Annotated in this window: 19 protein-coding genes and 2 pseudogenes; 5 read left to right on the plus strand and 16 right to left on the minus strand. The window is 69.3% G+C overall.

What is annotated here, in order from left to right; genetic code table 11:
- The 11 genes and pseudogenes from ON39_RS14585 to ON39_RS51735 all read right to left on the minus strand — a co-directional run.
- On the minus strand, positions 1-2,035 hold a 2,035-nt coding region (locus tag ON39_RS14585), incomplete at its 3' end, for a fumarate reductase/succinate dehydrogenase flavoprotein subunit (RefSeq protein WP_040734560.1).
- Positions 2,032-2,769: an ABC transporter ATP-binding protein gene (locus ON39_RS14590; RefSeq protein WP_040734561.1), complete on the minus strand. Its 738-nt coding sequence runs from the start codon at positions 2,767-2,769 to the stop codon at positions 2,032-2,034. The genes ON39_RS14590 and ON39_RS14585, both read right to left, overlap by 4 nt.
- A pseudogene (locus ON39_RS14595) lies at positions 2,766-3,685 on the minus strand (ABC transporter permease). The gene ON39_RS14590 and the pseudogene ON39_RS14595 overlap by 4 nt, the downstream one beginning before the upstream one ends.
- A 38-nt stretch (positions 3,686-3,723) precedes the next feature.
- On the minus strand, positions 3,724-5,151 hold the full coding sequence (locus ON39_RS14600) for an ABC transporter substrate-binding protein (RefSeq protein WP_040734563.1): 1,428 nt from the start codon (positions 5,149-5,151) through the stop codon (positions 3,724-3,726).
- A gap of 13 nt (positions 5,152-5,164) precedes the next feature.
- Positions 5,165-5,392, minus strand: a complete 228-nt coding sequence (locus ON39_RS14605) for a 4Fe-4S dicluster domain-containing protein (protein ID WP_040734564.1) — start codon at positions 5,390-5,392, stop codon at positions 5,165-5,167.
- Positions 5,393-6,178: a GntR family transcriptional regulator gene (locus tag ON39_RS14610; RefSeq protein WP_051186620.1), complete on the minus strand. Its 786-nt coding sequence runs from the start codon at positions 6,176-6,178 to the stop codon at positions 5,393-5,395.
- Positions 6,179-6,541: 363 nt separating this feature from the next.
- On the minus strand, positions 6,542-7,168 hold the full coding sequence (locus ON39_RS14615; RefSeq protein WP_040734565.1) for a QsdR family transcriptional regulator: 627 nt from the start codon (positions 7,166-7,168) through the stop codon (positions 6,542-6,544).
- A 35-nt stretch (positions 7,169-7,203) separates the two neighbouring features.
- A complete protein-coding gene (locus ON39_RS14620; protein ID WP_040734566.1) occupies positions 7,204-9,000 on the minus strand; it encodes an acyl-CoA dehydrogenase in 1,797 nt (598 codons plus the stop codon).
- 185 nt (positions 9,001-9,185) lie between these two features.
- Positions 9,186-10,229, minus strand: coding sequence for a phosphotransferase family protein (locus tag ON39_RS14625; RefSeq protein ID WP_040734596.1), 1,044 nt, complete (start codon positions 10,227-10,229; stop codon positions 9,186-9,188).
- Between the two features lie 5 nt (positions 10,230-10,234).
- Positions 10,235-10,720, minus strand: a complete 486-nt coding sequence (locus tag ON39_RS51275) for an Rv3169 family protein (protein WP_506329721.1) — start codon at positions 10,718-10,720, stop codon at positions 10,235-10,237.
- Positions 10,635-11,366: pseudogene (locus ON39_RS51735) on the minus strand (Rv3169 family protein); the annotation flags it as partial. The pseudogene ON39_RS51735 and the gene ON39_RS51275, both read right to left, overlap by 86 nt.
- 81 nt (positions 11,367-11,447) lie before the next feature.
- Here ON39_RS51735 and ON39_RS14635 point away from each other — a divergent pair.
- On the plus strand, positions 11,448-12,050 hold the full coding sequence (locus ON39_RS14635) for a TetR/AcrR family transcriptional regulator (RefSeq protein ID WP_040734568.1): 603 nt from the start codon (positions 11,448-11,450) through the stop codon (positions 12,048-12,050).
- Positions 12,051-12,109: 59 nt separating this feature from the next.
- Here ON39_RS14635 and cysC read toward each other — a convergent pair whose 3' ends face one another.
- The 3 genes from cysC to ON39_RS14650 are packed head-to-tail and all read right to left on the minus strand — an operon-like array spanning position 12,110 to position 15,841.
- On the minus strand, positions 12,110-13,969 hold the full coding sequence (cysC, locus tag ON39_RS14640; RefSeq protein ID WP_040734569.1) for an adenylyl-sulfate kinase: 1,860 nt from the start codon (positions 13,967-13,969) through the stop codon (positions 12,110-12,112).
- On the minus strand, positions 13,969-14,901 hold the full coding sequence (gene cysD / locus ON39_RS14645) for a sulfate adenylyltransferase subunit CysD (protein WP_040734570.1): 933 nt from the start codon (positions 14,899-14,901) through the stop codon (positions 13,969-13,971). The genes cysC and cysD overlap by 1 nt, the downstream gene beginning before the upstream one ends.
- Before the next feature lie 58 nt (positions 14,902-14,959).
- A complete protein-coding gene (locus ON39_RS14650; RefSeq protein WP_040734571.1) occupies positions 14,960-15,841 on the minus strand; it encodes a helix-turn-helix domain-containing protein in 882 nt (293 codons plus the stop codon).
- Positions 15,842-15,932: 91 nt separating this feature from the next.
- On the opposite strand from ON39_RS14650, the gene ON39_RS14655 reads away from it, so the two are divergent.
- From ON39_RS14655 to ON39_RS14665, 3 genes are read left to right on the plus strand one after another with little or no spacing between them, the layout of a single operon-like run.
- Positions 15,933-17,096 (plus strand): hypothetical protein, encoded by a 1,164-nt coding sequence (locus tag ON39_RS14655; RefSeq protein WP_083894447.1) that lies wholly within the window; start codon positions 15,933-15,935, stop codon positions 17,094-17,096.
- The gene (locus ON39_RS14660; RefSeq protein WP_040734597.1) at positions 17,096-17,872 is read left to right on the plus strand and encodes an SDR family oxidoreductase; all 777 of its coding nucleotides are present in this window, start codon (positions 17,096-17,098) and stop codon (positions 17,870-17,872) included. The genes ON39_RS14655 and ON39_RS14660 overlap by 1 nt, the downstream gene beginning before the upstream one ends.
- Positions 17,873-17,906: 34 nt before the next feature.
- Positions 17,907-19,076 (plus strand): sulfotransferase family protein, encoded by a 1,170-nt coding sequence (locus tag ON39_RS14665; protein WP_218006162.1) that lies wholly within the window; start codon positions 17,907-17,909, stop codon positions 19,074-19,076.
- Positions 19,077-19,241: 165 nt separating this feature from the next.
- Here the strand turns inward: ON39_RS14665 and ON39_RS14670 are convergent, their stop codons facing one another.
- Positions 19,242-19,913 (minus strand): PaaI family thioesterase, encoded by a 672-nt coding sequence (locus ON39_RS14670; RefSeq protein ID WP_040734573.1) that lies wholly within the window; start codon positions 19,911-19,913, stop codon positions 19,242-19,244.
- 171 nt (positions 19,914-20,084) lie between these two features.
- Between ON39_RS14670 and ON39_RS14675 the strand changes: the two genes are divergently transcribed.
- Entirely contained in the window at positions 20,085-20,741 is a 657-nt protein-coding gene (locus tag ON39_RS14675; protein WP_040734574.1) for an HAD family hydrolase, read from the plus strand.
- Positions 20,742-20,842: 101 nt separating this feature from the next.
- Here ON39_RS14675 and ON39_RS14680 read toward each other — a convergent pair whose 3' ends face one another.
- Positions 20,843-21,448, minus strand: a complete 606-nt coding sequence (locus tag ON39_RS14680) for a 2'-5' RNA ligase family protein (protein ID WP_040734575.1) — start codon at positions 21,446-21,448, stop codon at positions 20,843-20,845.
- Positions 21,449-21,490: the final 42 nt, after the last annotated feature.

Consider the following 21,490-nt stretch of genomic DNA (forward strand, 5'->3'; position numbering starts at 1 on the left):
CCAGCTCCCGCAGGCTCGCCGCCGCCGCCCGGCGGACCGCGGCCGCGTCGTCGTCGAGCGCGCCGACCAGCACCGCCGCGAACCCGTCGGGAGTGTTCTCGGTGAGCACGGAGAGCGCCGCCACCCGCACACCGCTGTCCGCGTCGATCAGGTAGCTCGACAACTCGGGCACCGTCGGCGCGTCGAGGGCGAGCAGCGCGACCAGTCGCGGCGAAGGGGGAGTGCGGGTTTCGCGCACGGGGCGCGCCTCGTCGGCGGGCCGCGGCGCGCGCCCGCTCAACGGCGCGGGCTCGTCCACCGGAACGATCGTCGGGTCGGTCGACGTCAGATCGTCGAGCCCGGGGACGGGAACGAGGTACGGCGCGACCGGGCGCTTGTGGAACTCCATCGCGCCGTCGGCGTTCTTGCGCAGATTGAGGTGGTATCGCCACGCGACATCGTCGCGCTCGGGCAGGTCGGCGCGGTCGTGATAAAGGCCCCAGCGGGATTCGGTGCGGGTCAGCGAGCTACGGGCCGCCATCTCGGCGCAGTCGCGGATGAACGACACCTCGACCGCGCGCATCAGCTCGTGCGGTGTCCGCGCGCCGATCTGGCCGATCTCCCCGCGCATCCGCTCGAAGGTCTCCACCGCGATCGAGAGCTTGGCGGCCGTCTTCGGCGGCGCCACATAGTCATTGACGAACCGCCGCAGCTTGTACTCGACCTGCGGTTGCGGCGGACCCTCCGGATGACGCAGCGGCCGGTAGATCAGCTCGTGCGCCTCGGCCAGCTGATCCTCCGGCAGCGCGTCCGGCGCCGCCACCTCGGCCAGCGTCGACGCCGCGTGCGCGCCCGCGAGATCGCCGAAGACGAACGCGCCGATCATGTAGTTGTGCGGCACACACGCCAGATCGCCCGCGGCGTAGAGGCCGGGCACCGTGGTCCGCGCGTGCTCGTCCACCCACACGCCGGACGCGGAATGCCCACCGCACAAACCGATCTCGGAGATGTGCATCTCGATGTCGTTGGTGCGGTAGTCGTGTCCGCGGTTCGCGTGGAAGGTGCCGCGGGTCGGGCGCTCGGTGGTGTGCAGGATGCCCTCGAGCGTGCTGAGGGTCTCCTCCGGCAGGTGCGAGACCTTGAGATAGATGGGCCCGCGCGCGGACTCGATCTCCCGCTTGACCTCCGCCATCATCGCGCCCGACCAGTAGTCGGAGTCGACGAACCGCTCACCGTGCGCGTTGACCTGGTAGCCGCCGAACGGATTCGCGACGTAGGCGCAGGCCGGGCCGTTGTAATCCTTGATGAGCGGGTTGATCTGGAAGCACTCGATGCCGCTGAGCTCCGCGCCCGCGTGGTAGGCCATCGAGTAACCGTCGCCCGCGTTGGTCGGATTCTCGTAGGTGCCATACAGATACCCGGAGGCGGGCAGGCCGAGGCGGCCGCACGGGCCGGTCGCCAGGATCACCGCCTTCGCGCCGACCGCCACGAATTCGCCTGTGCGCGTGTGCAATGCGGCCGCGCCGACCGCCCGGCCGCCGTCGGTGAGCACCCGGACCGGCATGAGCCGGTTCTCGATTCGGATCCGCTCGCGCATCTTGCGTTGCCGCAGCACGCGATACAGCGCCTTCTTGACGTCCTTGCCCTCCGGCATCGGCAGCACGTAGGAGCCCGAACGGTGCACGCGGCGCACCGCGTACTCGCCGTACTCGTCCTTCTCGAACTTCACGCCGTAGCGTTCCAGCCGCTGCACCATGGCGAAGCCGCGCGTCGCGGTCTGATACACGGTGCGCTGGTCGACGATTCCGTCATTGGCCCTGGTGATCTCGGCGACGTAGTCCTCGGGCTCGGCCTTGCCGGGGATCACGGCGTTGTTCACCCCGTCCATGCCCATGGCCAGCGCCCCCGAGTGCCGCACATGCGCCTTCTCCAGCAGCAGCACGTCGGCGCCGGCCTCGGCGGCGGTGAGCGCGGCCATGGTGCCCGCGGTGCCGCCGCCGATCACGAGCACGTCGCAGTCGAGGCGGACGCGGTCGGACAGCTCCGGAATGTTCACAGCTTCTCCAAGATCTCGGCGCGCACCGCGCGCCGGTCGACGTCCTGACGCGGGCTCGGCACGTCCACGACCGCCCGCAGCGCGCCACCGGCGAGCACGGCGACGCGATCGCCGAGCAGCAGGGCCTCGTCCAGATCGTGGGTGACGAAGACGATGGTGGTGGGGTGCGCGCGCCAGGCGTCGATCAGCAGACGCTGCATGGTCGCGCGGGTCTGGGTGTCGAGCGCGCCGAACGGTTCGTCCATCAGCACCGCGCGGGGCGCGCCGGCGAGGCTGCGCGCCAACTGAACTCGCTGGCGCATGCCGCCGGACAGATCGCGCGGCAGGAAGTCGGCGTAGCCGGCGAGGCCGATCTCGCCGACCCAGTGTTCGGCGCGCCGCTTGCGTTCGCCGCGCGGCAGCCCGCGCAGCCGCAGCGGCAGCTCGATGTTCTGGCGGACCGTGCGCCACGGCAGCAGCGCGTCGTCCTGGAACACCAGGGCGCGGTCGGCCGACGGCCCGGTGACGGTCGCGCCGTCGGCGAGCACCGAACCCGCCTGCGGCGTGCGCAGTCCGGCGAGAGCGCGCAGCAGCGTGGACTTGCCGCAGCCGGATTTGCCGACCAGGACCAGGATTTCGCCGGGGGAGACGTCGAGCTCGAGCCCGTCGACCACGGTCCGGTCGCCGTAGGAGATCCGGACCCCGTTCAGGCGCAACCGCATTCCGGTTGTCTCGGGGGCTACGGTGCTGGTCATTCGGACACCTCTCTCGGCAGCCAGCGGGTGATCCGGCGGCCGGCCAGCTCGACGATCCCCGAGGTGCCGAAGCCGAGGATGCCGATGGTGATCATGCCGACGAACACGGCCGGGTAGTCGACGATGGTGTAGGCCTGCCAGGTGCGATAGCCGACGCCGAGCCGCCCGGAGATCATCTCGGCCGAGATGAGACAGATCCAGGCCACGCCCATGCCGACCGAGAGCCCGCTGAACACGCCCGGCAGGATCCCCGGAAACACCACGCGCACAAGCACTCCCGCACGCGAGGCGCCCAGCGTGCGCACCGCGTCCTCCCAGACCGTCGGCAGTGCCCGCACCGCGTGCCGGGTGCTGACCAGCACGGGGAACACCGACGCGGTGAAGGTGATGAACACCATGCCGGACTCGTCGCTGGGGAACATCAGGATGGCCACCGGCACCAGCGCGATCGCCGGAATGGGGCAGCCGGCATCGCGGAGCGATTCGATGAGGGGCGGTGGTCGGGCGACGGGTGGGCCAGCTCGGTGAGCGGGCCGAAGACGTCGGCGAGCAGCCGCGACCTGCCGAGCCCGATTCCGGCCAGCACGCCGACCACCGCGGCCAGCCCGAAGCCGGTGACGATCCGGATCAGCGACTGGCCGATGTCGAGGTAGTACTGGTGCGAGCCGAGGTGCTCGCCGAACTCGGCGATGATCTCGGTGACCGTCGGCAGCGTGTCGAAGCGCAGCCCGGCGCGCACGTCGTTGGCGGTGAGCAGTTGCCAGAGGCCCACGGCCGCGGCGACCGAGGCGACCCGGATCAGGCGGGACCGCCACACGGGAAAACCCGTGCGTCGCTTGCCTGCTAGGTGGGGCTCGGTGACCGGCGGCCCGTCAGATACGGGTACTTCCTGTGCCAGAACAGGATCCGAGGTGATGCGCGGATCATCGTTGGCCTGGGTGGTCGTCGGCGTCGTCATGGGCGGACTTCCGAGACGGCTTGGTCATAGGACACCTGGACCGCGCCGGGGTGCGCCTGCCGGTACCGTTGCGCCGCCGCGGGTGTCGTGAACGGCAGGAACGCGTCGCCGTCGCGCACCCAGCTCGCCTTGTCGGCGAACCACCGCGTGCCCAGCTCGGCGTCGGGGATGTAGGCCGCGCGCACCAGTTTGCCCTGCGCCTTGGCGGCCTGCGCCGCGCGGAGCAGGCATCCGGCGTCGGCGGCGGGCTGCGGCCGGTCGGCTCCGTCGATCCAGACCTCGCCGGCCTGTGCCGAATCGGCGATCGCCCGGCCGCAGATCGGGTCGGTGCCGCCGACCGGGCTCGGGTTGACCGTGGACGCCACCGCCCGGTCGTAGTCGCCGATCCCGTTCTCGGCGAACGCCTTCCGCAGCGGCGCGCCGTCGACGAAGCGGTCGATGTCGAGGTCGGCGAAGTCGCCGATGGACTTCAGATACCGCACATCGCCTTTCAGCGCGTCGACCAGGCTCGGCTTGAGCGTGGTGTCGAAAGACGTGCCGCCCGGCCCGTTGTAGAGGTAGACGACCTCCTGCGGCAGGCCGGAGCCGTCGGCCACGATCTTCGCGGCCTCGAACGGCTTGTCGCGCTGGAACGTGGTCGCGTCGAGCTGCGCGGCGAGAAACGCCTGGAGCACCTCCGGGTGCTCGGCCGTGTACGCCCGGCGGGCGACCACGCCGTGGAAGGTGGGCACGCCGAGCTCCGCGCCGTCGTAGAGCAGCTTGGCCTTGTTCTGGAACACCAGCAGTCCCGGCCAGGCGACGAACTGCGAGAGTGCCTGCACCTGATGCGATTCCAGCGCCGTCGCGCCGATCTGCGGCTGCTGGTTGAGCACCTCCACGCCCTTGCCCGCGTCGATACCGGCGCGGGTGAGCGCCTGCACGAGCGTGCCGTGCCCCGCCGAGCCCACGCTGGCCGAGACCTTCTGTCCGGCCAGATCGTTGATGCTCGTCGCCGTCGAATCCGGCGACACGACAACCATATTGAGCGCGCCTCTGGGGTTGTACCCGGTCACCGAGACGAGCGCGGTCGCGGAACGCTCCTTCGCCTGCGTCCGAGACCCGTTGATCAGCAACGGATAATCGCCCATCGAGCCGATATCGATCTTCTCCGCGACCATCTGCGCGGTGATCGGCGCGCCGGTGTCGTAGTCCTGCCACTCGACCTGATACTTGGCCCCGCCTCGCTCGGTGATCTGCCGTAGTCGCTGCTCCAGGTAGCCCTGCGCCTTGAGCAGGGTGCCCGCGGTGACGGTGTTGATGGTCTTGGACTGGTAACCGACGACTACCTTGACGGTGCCCGCCGGGGTGTCGTTCGAACTCTCCAGGGAGCAGCCCGCGAGGGTGAGCGCGGCCGCGAGCAGGACGGGGACGAGGCGTACTTTCATCAGGACTTCCAGATCAGCGGAGCAGGTAGGGCATGTTGACGGTGACGGCGCCGGTGGGACAGCGAGCGGCGCACGGGCCGCAGTACCAGCACTCGTCCACGTGCATGAAGGCCTTGCCGTTCTCGGGGTTGATCGCCAGCGAGTCGAGCGGGCAGATCTCGACGCACAGCGTGCAGCCCTGGATGCACAGCGATTCGTCGATGGTCACCGGAATATCGGTGCGCTGGTTCACGAGCGCCATCTAGAGGACCTTCCATTCGGGGGTGCTGCGGGTCAGGCTGCCGCGCATGGTGATTCGGTCGCCGCGCAGGCGGATGTACTCGAGGTCGACCGGGCGGCCGTCGTCGAGGTGGGTCAGCCGCTCGAGCATCAACAGCGGTGCGCCGCCGGGGATGTCGAGGGTGGAGGCGGTGTGCGGGTCGGCGGGCACCGCCTCGAGCGCGAGATCGGCGTGCCCGAGCGAGTGACCGCTGATCTGTTCGAGCAGCACGAAGATGTCGGTGTGCTCGAGGTCGTGGCCGAGCAGTTCGGTGCCGATATCGGGCACCAGGTAGGTGAGGTCGAGGCTCAGCGGGATGTCGGCGAGGTAGCGCAGCCGCTCGAGGTAGACCACGCGCTCGCCCGGCGCGAGGTGCAGGCGGCGCGCGACGGCGGCCGGTGCGGTGACGTGCATGGCGACCCGCACCTCGTTGCGCACGGTGCCGTGGTCCTTGAACGTCTCCTGCAGGCCGAGCAGCGCGTCGAGGCCGTGATCGTATTTGCGGGTGGCCACCCGGGTGCCGACCTTCGGCGCGCGGTCGATCAGCCCCTCGTCCTTGAGCAGGGCGAGCGCCTCGCGCACCGTATTGCGGGACGCCTCGAACTCCGCCGCCAACTCCTGCTCGCTCGGCAGTCCGGCGTCGAACGCGCCCGCGTGCAGCTGGTGCCGGAGCAGATCGGCGACCCGCCGGGCCTGATCGGCGCGTAACCGCCGCACCGGTGTGGGTTCCGCTGCCACCTCCGCCGCCTTTCCATCGCTGACCTGCATGGATAGCGACGATAGTGCGGAATGGACGGCCCGGATTTCCATGCCGGGCCGCGCCGGAATCAGGGGATGTTATTGCGCCGGTGCCCTCCGGCTTCGACCTGGTGAAACGCCGAACCGCCTGCCCAATACGCCACCTCGTCGGCGGCTGCCCACATTCGAATCATGCCGATTCGAATGCGGTGTCCGTACGTCGATGCGCCTCGAGCAGTGGCCATTCCAGCTTGCGGATCTCGTTGCCGCCCAAGCCGCCGTCGTCCTCCGCACACCGCGGCGGAGTCCCCCATCAGGGTCGGGATGTCGAGCCGCGGACACAGCAGGGTCGGTGAGTTCGGGAACGCTTGCGCCGCACAGGGTCCGGCAGGCTCAGCCGTTGCTCGGCGGCCGCTTGATCGCCTCGGGGATGCCGAGCAGCGCGGCCTGCACCTCGTGCAGGCGGTCGACGTCGCCGCGGATGCCGGCCACATTGTCGTTGTAGAGGAAGGCCTCGCCGAGGCGGACCAGCGCGTAGGCGAGCAGGTCGGGCGCGACCGGCGGGCGGTAGCCGTCCTCGCGTTCGGCGCGCGCGATCAGCTCGCGCACGGTGGCGACCACCAGCGGCTGGACCGGGCCGTCGCTCGCGGTGAGGATGCGCAACCCGGCCAGCGGCTCGTTCTCGAAGTACCGGCGGAACGGGACGTTGTCGGTCATCCAGCGATTGACCCGGTACAGCACGTCGAGGATGCGCCGCGCGCCGGTGGAGCGCCGCTTGGCGTCGGCGCGGGTGAGCAGGGCGGCGAACTCGCCGGCCAGCACCGTGCCGAGGACGCCCTCGCGGGAGCCGAACCAGCGGTAGACCGAGGCGCGGCTGAGGCCGAGCTGGGCCGCGATGGCCTGGATGTCCACCCGTTCGCCGGCCAGGAATGCCTGTTTGGCCAGGTCGATGACCTCTTCCCGGGTCGCCGACGCCGGTCGTCCCGGCGGGCGGGTGGTTCGCTGACTGGGCGTGGTCATCGGAGAATGATACATCGTTGCATCTGTGTACCGAATCAGAACCAGGCGTCGCGCATCTCGAGGGTGGTGGTGTCGAGCCGGGCGAGCAGATCCAGGGCCGGGGCCGTCTTGGGTAGTTCGAACCGATAGAAGTACCGCGCCGCGTGCCGCTTGCCGTCGTAGAAGTCGCCGGTGTGCGCGCCGGTGGCCAGCACCTGCTCGAGCCAGACCCAGGCCAGCACGATGTGGCCGAACGCCTCCAGGTACACCGAGCTGTTCGCCAGCGCCGCCTCGAAGTCGCCGGTGGCGAACAGTCCCGCGGTCACCTCGACCAGCCGCTGCCAGGACGAATCCAGTTGCGCGGCAAGCTCACCGGGCTCACCGCCCGCGGCACGGGCGGCCGCCACCGTCGCCAGCACCCGCTCGCCGAGGGCGAGCAGGCTCGCGCCGTTCTGCTGGGTCACCTTGCGCCCCAGCAGATCCAGGCCCTGAATGCCGTGCGTGCCCTCGTGGATCGGGTTGAGCCGGTTGTCGCGGTAGTGCTGCTCGACGTTGTACTCGCGGGTGTAGCCGTAGCCGCCGAGCACCTGGATGGCGAGGTTGTTGGCCTCGAGGCACCACTGCGACGGCCAGCTCTTGGCGATCGGGGTCAGGATGTCGAGCAGCAGCGTGAGCGCGCGGCGCTCGTCGGCCGACTCGGCCGTGTGCTGCTCGTCCACCAGCCGGGCGCAGTACAGCACGAGCCCGAGCGCGCCCTCGGCATAGGCCTTCTGCGCCAACAGCATTCGCTTGACGTCGGCGTGCTCGACGATCGGGCGCTGCGGCGCGGCCGGGTCGGCGGGCAGCTTCGCCCGGCCCTGCGCGCGGGTGCGGGCGTAGTCGAGGGACTCGAGGTAGCCGGTGTAGCCGAGCGCCGTCGCGACCAGGCCGACGCCGATGCGTGCCTCGTTCATCATGTGGAACATGTAGCTGAGCCCGCGATGCGGCTCGCCGACCAGGTAGCCGACCGCGCCCGCCGCGCCGCCCGGCGTCCAGCGGCCCTCGCCGAAGTTGAGCACGGTGTTGACCGTGCCGCGGAAGCCCATCTTGTGGTTGAGCCCGGCCAGCGCGATGTCGTTGCGCTCGCCGACCGCGCCGTCCGCCTCGACCAGGAACCGCGGGACGACGAACAGTGAGATGCCCTTGGTGCCCGCCGGGCCGCCGGGGATCTTGGCCAGCACCAGGTGCACGATGTTCTCGCCGAGCTCGTGGTCGCCGCCGGAGATCCACATCTTGGTGCCGAACAGCCGGTAGGTGCCGTCGTCCTGTGGCTCCGCGCGGGTGACGATGTCGGCGAGCGAGGAGCCCGCCTGCGGCTCGGACAGGCACATGGTGCCGAAGAACCTGCCCTCGAGCATCGGCCGGACGAACCGCTCGGTGAACTCCGGGCCGGTGTGCGTCAGCAGCAGGTTCGCGTTGGCGACGGTGAGGAACGAGTAGCCCGAGGTGCCCGGGTTGGCCGCCTGGAACCACGCGTAGCTCGCCTGCGCGACGGTGACGGGCAGCTGGGCGCCGCCGAGGTCGTAGTCCATCGCGGCGGCGGGCAGTCCGGCCTTGGCGAAGGCCGCCAGCGCCACGCCCACCTCGGGGATGATGGTGACCCGTTCGCCGTCGAAGGTCGGCTCGTTCGCGTCGTTCGTCTTGTTGTGCGGGGCAAAGTATTTGGTGGCCAGATCGGCGCTGAGGTCGAGGATGGCGTCGAACGTCTCGCGCGAGTGATCGGCGAAGCGCGCGCGCTTGGTGAGCTCCTCGACGTTCAGCCACTCATACAGCAGGAAGTCGAGGTCGCGCCGGGAGAGCAGCGTGGAGCGCATCAGCCGTCCTTTCGAGACATGTCGTGCCCACTGTATCTTACGGGCGTAGACATGCGCGCGGCCACCGCCCGCGCTCCGCTCCACGGTAGTGCACGGGCGGCGGCCGCGAGCCGAAGTCGGGCCAGGTCGTCGCGCGGCTGTTCAGCTCTGCGCGAACGCCCCAGTCCGACAGCGGTTTCGGACGTTCACGAGCGCGTTTCCGACCCCTCTCCGAGCAGCAGCTCCAGGCGCGCGACCGCCACGGCCGACAGATCGCCCATGCCGAGGTAGGTGGATATGCGCAGCAGCGCGACCGACAGCAGCACCGCGCCGAGGATCTCGTTGTAGCGCAGGTTGCGCACCGGCCAGCCGGTGGCGGCCTCGTAGCGGGCGATGGCCTCCGCGCGGCTCGGCGTGCCGGGCAGTCGCGGCTTGCCGAGGAACTCGCTGGACACCCAGTCGGTGAGCAGCAGCCAGGCGAGGTCGGACTCGTGGTCGCCGAGGTGGCCGACCTCCCAGTCGAGCGCGCCGAGCACCGCGTAGTCGTTGTCGTACAGCATGTTCGACAGTCGCGAGTCGCCCCAGCAGAGCGTGACATGCTCAGGCTCGTAGCGGTTCTCGCGGAGCCAGGTGATCGCGCGCTCGATGGTGTCGGGGATCTGCGGCGCGGCCCAGTGCACCGCCCAGTCGAGGTAGTTGACGGACTGCTCGACCGGGTCGCTGCCGAATCGGTTGAGCCGCAAGAAGTCCAGGCGCAGCGCCGCGGGATCGAGCAGGTGCAGCTGAGCCATGGTGTCGACGCAGCCCCACCACATTCTGGTCCGGTCCGCCGGCCGCGCCTCGAGATACATGCCCGCCTCGTGATACGGCGGTACGTCGCTCGGCGTCCGGCCGCCCTCGATGCGGTCCATCAGCAGGTACGGGCTGCCGAGCTCGGCCGGGTCGGTCTCGATCCAGCGCAGCGTGGGAACCGGAATGCCGGTCGGCGCAAGGCGTTTCATCACCACGAACTGACGGCGCAGGTCGTAGTCGGGGAACAGTGGCACCTCGGGCGGCCGCCGGAACACCAGGCCGATCGGCCCGTCCACGCCGTCGACGCCCTCGACGGTGAAAAGGTAAGTGTCCGAGGCGAAGCCCTGCTCGGCGCGCTGCCACCCGGTGACCGTGGCGCGATCGGCGCGCGGCATGCGCCGGCGAATCGCCTTCTCCAGCAAAGGCGGCAGGTGGTCGGGGGTCGGGCGGTCGGTCATGTCGGTCACCATCCTGTGTAGCCGTAGCGGGGGTAGCTGCCCATGAAGACCATCTCCAGAAGCCCGTGGCCCACCCGGTCGCCCATCCGGACCGCGCACAGCGACTCGCTGAGCAGGCTGATCGGGCGGATCTGGTCGAGATCGGTGGTGTCGACGGTGAATCCGTCGCTGAACGACGGGCCGCGCCACATGCCCGAGGCGTAGCCGCGGTACTCGTTGTAGCCGGCGAGGCCGGGCCAGAACCGGCACAGCGGCTCCACCTCGATGGACGCGGTCGTCCGGTCGGCCAGGTGCACGGTGAACGTCCCGCCGGAGGCGACGCGCAGGTCCCGCTCGAAGCTCAACTCGTGTTCGACGTCGATGATGGGCGTCGCCGCGCGGCCGGTGGACAGCGGGTACAGCACCTCGCCCTCGAACTGCCAGCGCTGCCCCGTGCTCGTCTCGCGCTGTGCGAAATGCACCAGCTGGTCGTCGAATTGGAAGATGCCCATGTAGTAGAGGACGCCGTCGGACACCTCGGTCGGCTGGAGATCGGTGCCCTCGTTCAGGCTGCCGCCGCCTGGCCCGTGCCGCACGCCCCCAGGAGTGGTCGCGGCCGAACCACCACTGCTCCGGGTCGATGTCGATGCGCCTGCCGTCGAGTTCGATCCAGCCCGTGACGATTCCGTTCTGGTAGTAGCGCCGGGCGTCCTCGCGCACGCGGCCGCGGGAGCGATGGAAGGCCGGTGTCTGCTCGTAGGCGGGGAAGGTCCCGTGGAAGTCGAGGTGCAGGCTCAGCCCGTGCTCGTCGGCGTCCAATGTCGCCCGGGTGCTGTGCAGCGGGTCGGTGACCGCGTAGGTGTAGGGGCCGACCGACCACGAGTCCAAAGACGCACGCGCGGCGCCGTATTCGGTGGACAGCCGCACCACGCGCGCCTGCTTGCCGCCGATCGTGACCATGGCGTAGGCGTCCATGACGTTGCGGTTGGGGTAGCGGGCGAGCCCGGTCATCACGCTCACCTCGCCCGAGGTGTCGAAGCCGTACATCACCACCCGCTCGGTCCAGCGCAGATCGCTCTGCGACACATGGTCGAACGTCGTCGCCAGCTGGTGACACAGCATTTCATCGTCGGGTACGAGCACCGAGCGTCCTTTCATCGAAGCGATGCCCGACAATGTATTACGTTGCACATCGCAACGTATTGTTTTCGCGGAATCCCACCCGGTACGCTGCGCCGTGTGACCGCCACCGACCCCGCCCGCTCGCCCGCAGGCCGCCCGCGCGACGGCCAGATCGATCGCGCGGTGCTCGACGCCGTCCGCGCGCTGCTCGCCGAGGTCGGGTATCAGGAGGTCACCATCGCCGCGGTCGCCCGCCGCGCCGGCGTCGGCACCGCGCCCATCTATCGCCGCTGGCCAGGGAAGGAGGCGTTGATCGAGGACGCAGTGTTCGGGTCCGAGAACCTATGGCTGCCTGAGGTGACCGAGGATCTGCACGCCGATCTGATCGCCTGGGCACGTCTGTTCCTCGAGCGGATCGCCGAACCCGCTACCCGCGCGGCCGTGCCGGGGCTGATGTCGGCCTATCATCATGCGCCCGAGTACTTTCGGGCGCTGCACGACCGCGCCGATCTGCCCGCTCGCAAGGCGCTCGCCGAGCGCATCGCGCCGGAGCTGCCCGGCGGCCGGGACGAATCCGCGACCAGCGACCTGGTTTTCGAGATTCTCGTCGCCCGCACTCTCGTTCGCGGCGTGACGCACGGCCTCGACGACGCCGAAACCTTCTGCCGCCGAACCGCGGACGCGCTGTTGGCGATAGTCCGCGCGGCCGACCTGACGTGATCAGGTCGGCATTGCAAATACCAAGGGGCAGGGGGCGATTCGCCGCCTGCCCGTCGGTATCAGTCCAAGCCCGAGAGTCGAGCGAGAATGGTGGCCGCCATGGCGGCCGGGTCGCCGTCACCGGGGCGGAGCACCAGTTCGGCTTCGGTGGGGGACTCGTAGGGGTCGTCTATGCCGGTGAAGCCGCGGATCTCGCCCGCCCGCGCCTTGGCGTACATCCCCTTCGGGTCGCGGGACTCGCAGATCTCCAACGGGGTGTCGACGAACACCTCCACGAACGGGATGCCGGCCTCCCGATGGGCGGCGCGGACCCGGTCCCGGTCGGCGCGGTAGGGGCTGATCAGCGAAACCACCGCCACCACACCGGCTTCGGCGAACAGGCGGGCGACCTCGCCGACGCGGCGGACGTTCTCGACCCGGTCGGCGGCGCTGAAGCCGAGATCCGCGTTCAACCCGTGCCGTAGGTTGTCGCCGTCGAGCAGGAAGGCGGGCCGGCCCGCGGCGACCAGGCGGCGTTCGAGTTCGACCGCGACGGTGGACTTTCCGGAGCCGGACAGGCCGGTCAGCCAGACCGTGAGCCCGCGCGTCGCGCGCTCGTCCCGGCCGACCGCGGTGGAGTGCCAGACCACCCGGGAGGACGGCAGGCTCGGGCCGGTGATCATGCCCGCGCCGACGGTGTTGTTGGTGGCGTCGTCGACCAGGATGAAGCTGCCGGTGAAGCGGTTGCGCCGGTACGGATCGAACAGCAGCGGCTGGCGGGTGCGCAGCTGCACGCGCCCGATCTCGTTGAGCGACAACGACTCCGCGTTCTCGTCCCGGTGCAGGGTGTTGACGTCGAGCCGGTAGTCGAGCGTGCGCACCTCGACGGTCGCGCAGCGGGTGGTGTGCCGGATGGTGTAGGTGGCGCCGGGGGTGAGCTGCGACTCGTCGGCGAACCAGCAGACCATCGCGTCGAGATCGCGCCCCGCGGTGGGCCGGTTGTTCGGGCGGCAGATCATGTCGCCGCGCGACACGTCCAGTTCATCGGCGAGCTGCATGGTGACCGCCTGGGGCGGAAAGGCTTCCGTGACCGCCTTGCCGCCGGGACCCCAGATGGACTCCACCGTGGTGGTGAAACCCGAAGGGAGGATGGCCACTTCGTCGCCGGGCTTGAAGACCCCGCCCACCACGGTCCCCGCGTAGCCGCGGAAATCCTGTGCGTGGCTGCGGGTCACGTACTGCACCGGGAACCGCGCGTCGATGAGGTTGCGGTCGGAGGCGATGTGCACCTCTTCGAGATGGTGCAGCAGGGGAGTGCCCTCGTACCACGGCATGCTCGCGCCGCGGTGCACGATGTTCTCGCCGTCGAGCGCGGACATCGGCACGAAGGTCAGGTCGAAGATGTCGAGTTTCGAGGCGAACTGGGCGAATTCGGTGCGGATCTCCTCGAACCTGGCCTGCGACCAGTCCACCAGGTCCATCTTGTTGACGCACAGCACCAGGTGCGGGATGCCGAGCAGGCTGGCCAGGAACGCGTGCCTGCGCGTCTGCTCGACCACGCCCTTGCGGGCGTCGACCAGGATCAGCGCGAGGTCCGCGGTGGACGCCCCGGTCACCATGTTCCTGGTGTACTGGATGTGCCCCGGGGTGTCGGCGATGATGAATTTCCTTCGCGGCGTGGCGAAGTAGCGGTGCGCGACGTCGATGGTGATGCCCTGTTCGCGCTCGGCCCGCAGGCCGTCGGTGAGCAGGGCGAGGTTGGGGTAGTCGTCGCCGCGGTCGCGGCTGGTCCGCTCCACGGCCGCGAGCTGATCGGTGAAGATCGTCTTGGAGTCGAAGAGCAGCCGCCCGATGAGGGTGGACTTGCCGTCGTCGACGCTGCCCGCCGTGGCGAGGCGCAGCAGTGTCGCCGGGGCGCTGCGCGCGGGTGTAGCGGTCATCAGAAGTAGCCCTCTCGTTTGCGATCTTCCATGCCCGCCTCGGAGATTCGATCATCGGCGCGGGTGGCGCCGCGCTCGGTGACCCGGGCGGCGGCCACCTCGGTGACCACCTCGGCCGGGGTCGTCGCGGTCGACTCCACGCAGCCGGTGCAGGTCGCGTCGCCGACCGTGCGGAACCGCACCGTCGCCTCGCGCGGCTCCTCGCCGTCGAGCAGTTCGAGAAACCTGGTGCGCGCCAGCAACATTCCGTCGCGCTGCACCACCGGGCGGCGGTGCGCGTAGTACAGCGGCGGCAGGTCGATGCCCTCGGCCGCGATATAGGACCAGATGTCGAGCTCGGTCCAGTTCGACAGCGGGAACACCCGAATGTGTTCGCCCGCACGGTGTCTGCCGTTGTAGAGGTTCCACAGCTCCGGTCGCTGGCTGCGTGGGTCCCACTGGCCGTACTCGTCGCGGAAGCTGAACACGCGCTCCTTGGCGCGCGCCTTCTCCTCGTCGCGCCGCGCCCCGCCGAAGACCGCGTCGAAGCCGCCCTCCTGGATCGAGCGCAGCAGCGTGGTGGTCTGCAACCGATTGCGCGAGGCGCGCGGGCCGGTCTCCTCGGCGACGCGGCCCGCGTCGATGTCGTCCTGCACGCTGCCGACCACCAGCCGCAGCCCGAATCGCGCGACCGTCTCGTCGCGGAAGGCGATCACCTCGTCGAAGTTGTGTCCGGTGTCGATGTGCAGCACCGGGAACGGCAGCGGCGCGGGCCAGAAGGCCTTGGCCGCCAGGTGCAGCATCACCACCGAGTCCTTGCCGCCGGAGAACAGCAGCACCGGGCGTTCGAAGGTCGCCGCTACTTCACGGAATATGTGTGCCGACTCGGCCTCGAGCGCCTCCAGATGGGGCAGCTCGTAGGTGCTCGCCGTCGACTTCGCGTACTGGCTCACTCCGCAAAACTAGAACACGTTTCGGTCGTTGGCAACAGCTCGCCGGGGCGCTTCGCGTTCACCACGACGGCCCCCGGCCGCCCGAGGCGGCGGTCACGGCGTCCGCCGCCGCGACCAAAGCCGTTCCGCGCCGGTCGATCTCGGCCCCGGTGATGGAGGAGCCGACGTACATGGTCAGCACCATGTTCTGCCTGCCGTCCCCGCCGTAGGTGGGCGCGGCGAGCAGGCTCACCGGGTGCTCCTTGCGCGGGCGCAGATCCGTACCCAGGTACACCCGCTCGCCGAGGCTGGTGACCAACTCGCCCACGAGTTCGCGCAGTTCGTCGGGGAGATCGCGGGCGGCGAAACCGGCGAGCATGGAGTAGAGCCGCCTGCCCGCCGCGGTCAGGCTCTCCACCAGGTAACCGCGCTCGCGGCACTCCGCGACGATCTGCCGCAGCCGCGCCTCGTCCTGCTGCAACGGCACCGTGGGGGGCTTGGCCAGCCAGGCGTCGAAGGCCGCGTCGGTGTCCCACAGCACGTACATCAGGCCGACCGGCGGCGCGAAATGGTAGGCCGCGCCGACCTTCACCAGGCCGGGCCCGGTGCTCTCCAGAACCATGATCTGCTCGCCGACCACGGCCGAGGCGGTGCAGGTCGTGCGGTATCGCGCGGTGAGTTTGTCCAGCTCGGCGCGGGCCAGCGCGGAGATCGCGAAGCTGTCCTGGGCCACCCGGCCCGCGGCGATGAGCGCGGGGCCGAGTCCGTAGGTGAGCGTGTCGGCGTCGCGCACCAGGTAGCCGCCGGCGGTGAGCTCGGTGAGGATGCCGAGGCAGGTCGGTTTCGCCAGGTCGAGCGCCCGCGCCAGCTCGGAGAGCCCGAAGCGCTTGCCCCGCTGCTCGACGAGGAAATCCAGTACCTGCACCACCCGCACGGTGGGTGCGGATCTACGGCCGACCATTGACCACTCCTAGAACACGTTCTAATCTTGCCTGAAACGAAATGTACCAGAGTGGTACATATTTGGAACACCGCGAGTTATGGGAGACCCTTTGCTGACACAGCCGTTCGCGGACGCCATCGCCGCCGCCGAGCAGATCATCACCGAGGCCGCGCACATCCGCACCGAACAGGACCTCGTCGAGGGCTACGACTACCTCGCGGGCAGCATCCGCGCGGCCTTGCAGATGGCGTGGGCCTACGAGCGCGACTTCCCGTTCTTCGTGCGGTCCACCGGCCCGTACACGAAGATGGGCCTGGACAACCCCGACACGCTCTACTTCCACTCGTACCTGCGCCCGGACGCGGAGTACGTGGTCACCGGGAAGCGCGGCACCACAAGGGATCTCAGCTTCCAGGTGCTGAACGGCAACTACTCGCCGGTGGACGTGCCCGACAGCCTCACCGCCTTCGACGACCGCTCCCTCGAGATCGGCCCGGACGGCTCCTACGAACTCCGGCTCGGCCCCGGCGAGGCGCGCCCCGGCTACGTGCACCTGGCCGCCGACTCGGCGATGCTGGTGGTTCGCGAGGTGTACAGCGACTGGTCCACCGAGCAGCCCGGCACCGTCCGGATCGCCAGGGTCGAGGGCGTCGGCGACGCGCCGCCCCCGCTGACGAAGGACCTGCTGACCAAGCGGTACGGCGTCGCGGGCAAGATGCTGATCTCCCGCCTGAAGACCTTCCTCGCCTTCCCGGAGTGGTTCTACCTGAACCTGCCGGTGAACACGATGACCGAACCCCGTTCCACGCCGGGCGGTCTCACCACCCAGTTCTCCTCGGCGGGCCACTACGAACTCGACGACGACCAGGCGATGATCATCACGGTGCCGAAATCCGATGCGCCGTACCAGGGTTTCCAGCTCGGCAGCATGTGGTACCTGTCGCTGGACTACATCAACCACCAGACCAGCCTCACCGCCGATCAGGCGCGCGTGGATCCCGACGGGATGATCCGGCTGGTGGTCAGCGAGCGAAACCCCGGACTGGTCAACTGGATCGAGCGCACCGGGCACGACCGCGGCTATCTCCAGTTCCGCTGGCAGCGGCTCTCTCGTGAGATGAAGCCGGAGGACGGACCGACGGTCGAGGTGGTCGCGGTGGACGATCTGCCCCAGCGGCTTCCGTACTACCACGAGGCGCGCGTCACGCCCGAAGAATGGCGCACACGGATCGCGGCCCGGCAGGCGGCCGTCGCGGAGAGGATGCTCGGCTGATGTTGTTGCAGGACAAGGTTGTTGTAGTCTCCGGGGTCGGCCCCGGCCTCGGTCGCGCCATCGCGGTGCAGAGCGCGAAGGCGGGCGCGGACGTGGTGCTCGCGTCCCGGACCGAGTCGCGGCTCACCGAGGTCGCCAAGGAGATCACCGAACTCGGCAGGCGCGCGGTGGTGGTGCCGACCGACATCAACGACGAGGCCGCCGCCGCGCACCTGGTCGAGGCCGCGCACAGCGCGTTCGGCCGGGTCGACACGCTGGTGAACAACGCGTTCGCCATCCCGCCGATCGTCGACCTCGCCGAGGTCGACCTGGACCAGGTGCGGGCCGGCTTCGAGACCAATGTGCTTGCCGCCCTGCGGTTGACGCGGCTGTTCATCCCCGCGCTCACCGACGCCAAGGGCTCCGTGGTGATGATCAACTCGGCGGTGCTGCGGCACTCGCGGCGCACCTTCGGGCCCTACAAGATGGCCAAGGCCAGCCTGCTCGCGCTGGCGCAGAGCCTGGCCACCGAGCTCGGCCCGCGCGGCATCCGGGTCAATACCATTGCCCCCGGCTACATCTGGGCCGACAACCTGAAGTGGTACTTCAACTACCTCGCCGAGCAGCGCGGCAGCACCGCCGAGGAGGTCTACGCCGAGACGGCGAAGACCATCGACCTGCGCAAGCTGCCCGAGCCCGACGAGATCGCCGACGCCGTGGTGTTCTTCGCCTCGCCCATGGCGCGGGCGATCACCGGCGCGTGCCTGGACGTCAACGGCGGGGAATACCACCACTGATCGGGTGCGGCTGTCGCGCACCACTATTGAGGAGATGATGTTGATCGGTAGGGACGATGTCGGAACCATCGATGACCTGCACGCGTCGGCGACCAAGGTCGTCGGGCTGGACGATTTCGGGGCCGACGACTACCGCACCGGGCTCGAGGTGCTGCTCGAGTCCTACGCCAAGGACGCCGAACTGACGCCGTTCGGCAACAAGATCAATCGCGCGTTCCTGCGCGGGGCCTTGATCGCCCGATTGCTCAGCGAGGCCGCGTGGCAACGCTTTCCGGAGCACGCCGAGGTGGCGATCGAGCGGCCGATCTTCGTGACCGGGCTGCCGCGCTCCGGCACGACCGCGCTGCACCGGCTGCTCAACGCCGACCCCGCGCACCAGGGCCTGGAGATGTGGCTGACCGAGATGCCGCAGCCGAGGCCGCCGCGCGAGACCTGGGCGAGCAACCCGGTGTATCAGCGCATCGAGGCCGCGTTCGAGAAGCACCACGTCGAGCACCCCGAATTCATGGGCGTGCACCACATCTCCGCCGACCAGGTGGAGGAGTGCTGGCAGCTGCTGCGGCAGTCGGCCATGTCGGTGTCCTACGAGTGCCTCGCCTACCTGCCGGCCTACTCGGAGTGGCTCAGGGAGCAGGACTGGACCGCGGCCTACCGCAGGCACCGGCGCAACCTGCAGCTGATCGGGCTGCCCGACGCAGGCCAGCGCTGGGTGTTGAAGAACCCGAGCCATTTGTTCGCGCTCGACGCCATTTTCGAGGTGTACCCGGACGCGCTCGTCATCCAGATGCACCGTGATCCGCGCACCATCATCGCCTCGGTGTGCAGTCTCAACGAGCAGGCGTCGGCGGGGTGGTCGGACAAGTTCCGCGGCTCGGTGGTCGGCGCGACGCAGCTGGATCTGTGGGCGCGCGGCGCCGACCGGTTCCTGGCGGACCGCGAGCGGCACAACGCCGCTCAGTTCTGCGACGTCGACTACGACGACTTCGTCGCCGATCCGATCGGCACCGTGGGATCGATCTACCGGCACTTCGATCTGCCGTTGACCGACGACGCCACGGCGGCGATGACGGCCTTGCACGCCGAAAGCACCTCCGGCGCGGCGCGTCCCGCGCACCGCTATACCCTCGCCGATTTCGGACTCACCGCCGAACAGGTGGACGAGCGGTTCGGTGCGTATCGCGAGGCGCACTTCCCTGGTCGCTGATCGGCTCAGCGGAAGTGGCATGACCCGCATGTGTGCACGGCATGCGGAAAACGGGCCCGCGCCGCGGCTTTCGGCCGCGTCGCGGGCCCGATCATTGAACTGGTTGGCTGCCGGTGCATCTCGTGCACGACTGCGCGGCATGCAATTCCGGCGCGGCGGAACGGGTTACGGCTGTCCCGGCTTGAGCACGATGAACAGACCGTTGGCTTCGGCGCAGAGCCGATCGCCGTCGTGCAGCGTCGCGCGGACGTAGACCTTGCGCCCCTCCTGGCGCTCGGTCCAGGCGCGGATCTGGAGCTCGGTATGCAGCGGCGTGACGGAGCGGTAGTCGATGGTGAGCGACGCGGTCCTGGTCACCCCGCCCGCGTACACCGCGGCCGCCATGCCGAGCAGGTCGTCGAAGCCGATGGCGATCACGCCGCCGTGCGCGGCGCTGTTGCCGCCGAGGTGGAAGGCGCGGAAGGTGATGCGGGCGTCGACGCCGTCGCGCGACACGCTGTCGATGATGAACGGCGGCAGCGTGATGTTGCCGCGGCCCGGCAGGTCGTGCCTGGTCCAGTTCGGCGTGGACCACTCGTCGACGCGCGCGGCGTCCAGCTTGTCGTTGAGCTGCTTGAGCAGGCCGATCGTCTCCACGGCCTGCTCGTCGGTGGGGCACGACATCCGCACGCGATCCATCAGCCCGCGCACCTGCTCGATGAACTCCCCGTAGTGCGGTCCGCCGCGGGTGATGTCGACGTCGCGGTCGTGTGCGTTGATCAGGTCACTCATCGGCCGGAACGAGCCCTCGTGGTGCTCCTTGCTGGGCAGCGAGTCACCGGCCTGTTGTTCGTTCATGCGCAACACGTTATCGGTTGCTTGCCGAGTGCTCCTGTCATGGGCCGAGTTGCCAGGTGGGCGGGAAAATCCGGAAAGTGGCATAGGCTGGTCCGCACTGGCGGCGCGGTCGCGACGAACGCGGGCCGGCGAGTGCAAGGACAGGTCCGGCTGGCGAAAGGCGTTGAGTAGATGGCTATCACGGCGGTGGTCTTCGATATGGACGGCGTGCTGATCGACTCCGAGCCGGTGTGGGAGCAGGTGCGGCGGGCCTACGTCGCCGAGCGCGGCGGGCAGTGGCTGCCGGACACGCAGCAACGTTTGATGGGCATGAGCACCAAGGAGTGGTCGGAGTACCTCAGCGCCGATCTCGGCGTCGGCGCGCCGCCCGAGACGGTCGCGCGCGACGTGATCGCGCGCATGGCCGCGCACTACGACCGCGGGGTTCCGCTGCTGCCCGGCGCCGTCGAGGCGGTGCAGCGGATGAGCGAGCGGTGGCCGCTCGGCGTGGCCAGTTCGTCGCCGAGGGAGCTGATCGACGTCGTGCTCGGGCGCACCGGTCTCATCGAGTTCTTCAGCGTCACCTTCTCGACCGAGGAGGTCGACCGCGGCAAACCCGCCCCCGACGTCTACGTGGCCGTCGCCGCCTTCCTCCGCCAGCGCCCCGAAGACTGTGCCGCAGTAGAGGATTCGAGCAACGGCATGCGCTCCGCCCACGCCGCTGGCATGCGCGTCATCGCCGCCCCCCGCCCCGAATACCCCCCGGCCCCCGACGCCCTCGCCCTGGCCACCCACGTCATCAACGGCCTCACCGACCTGACCCCGAGCCTCGTCACCGAGCCGGCCTGAGTTGTGCGGCGCGGCCGCATTACGGTCTCCTATCGGCCGCACGTGAGCCGGACCGAGGGCATGCCTCCGGGCAGCGAGATGATTCTTTCGCGCGCACCACGTCAGCCGCCCAGCGGAATCCGGGAGATCACGTCCCATTCGTAGGAATGTGGGTGACGTTCGAGTGCGACCATAACCGCTTCCGTGATCGTCACGTCCACTGCGTCGACAGTGGTGCCGATTTTCTGGGCCGTCGCAGCAGCGATAGCGGACAGGCCCTCGAACACGGGGTAGGCGACTGTCACATGGGGTTTCGACGCGGAGTCTTTGACGGAAGCATCGGGATAGATGGATCGCGTCGCTGTCCGCAGTTCGTCGCGGAGGGCGTGCACCCTCTCATGCCGCGAAGCGATAAACCCAATGGCTCCATGTAAATTGGTGAAGTTTTCCAGCTCGAGGACGAACGGCGGCTGGTGTTGGCAAGCGTGGCCGGCCGCTGCGGCGATCGAGTGCAGTTGACCGCGGGACAACTCGCCGTCGTACGCGATCCGGTCCACTGTGAGATGCAGCCCCTCGGCAGCGGTCAGGTCGAAGTATGCGGTATCTATCGACTGTTGGCAGTCTTTGACGTGCGCGTGGAACTCCGGCGCATGCTCGAAAGTGAGGAACCAGTAGTAGCCTAACGGTCCGATCCGGCCTTCGCGGCGGCGGAGTTGAGATTTATCCATGTTCGAGGTCCGGGCCGAAATTGGCCGGGCGTGGCCCCTGGT

This window comes from Nocardia tenerifensis NBRC 101015, from assembly GCF_000308715.1.
GTDB classification, from domain to species: domain Bacteria; phylum Actinomycetota; class Actinomycetes; order Mycobacteriales; family Mycobacteriaceae; genus Nocardia; species Nocardia tenerifensis.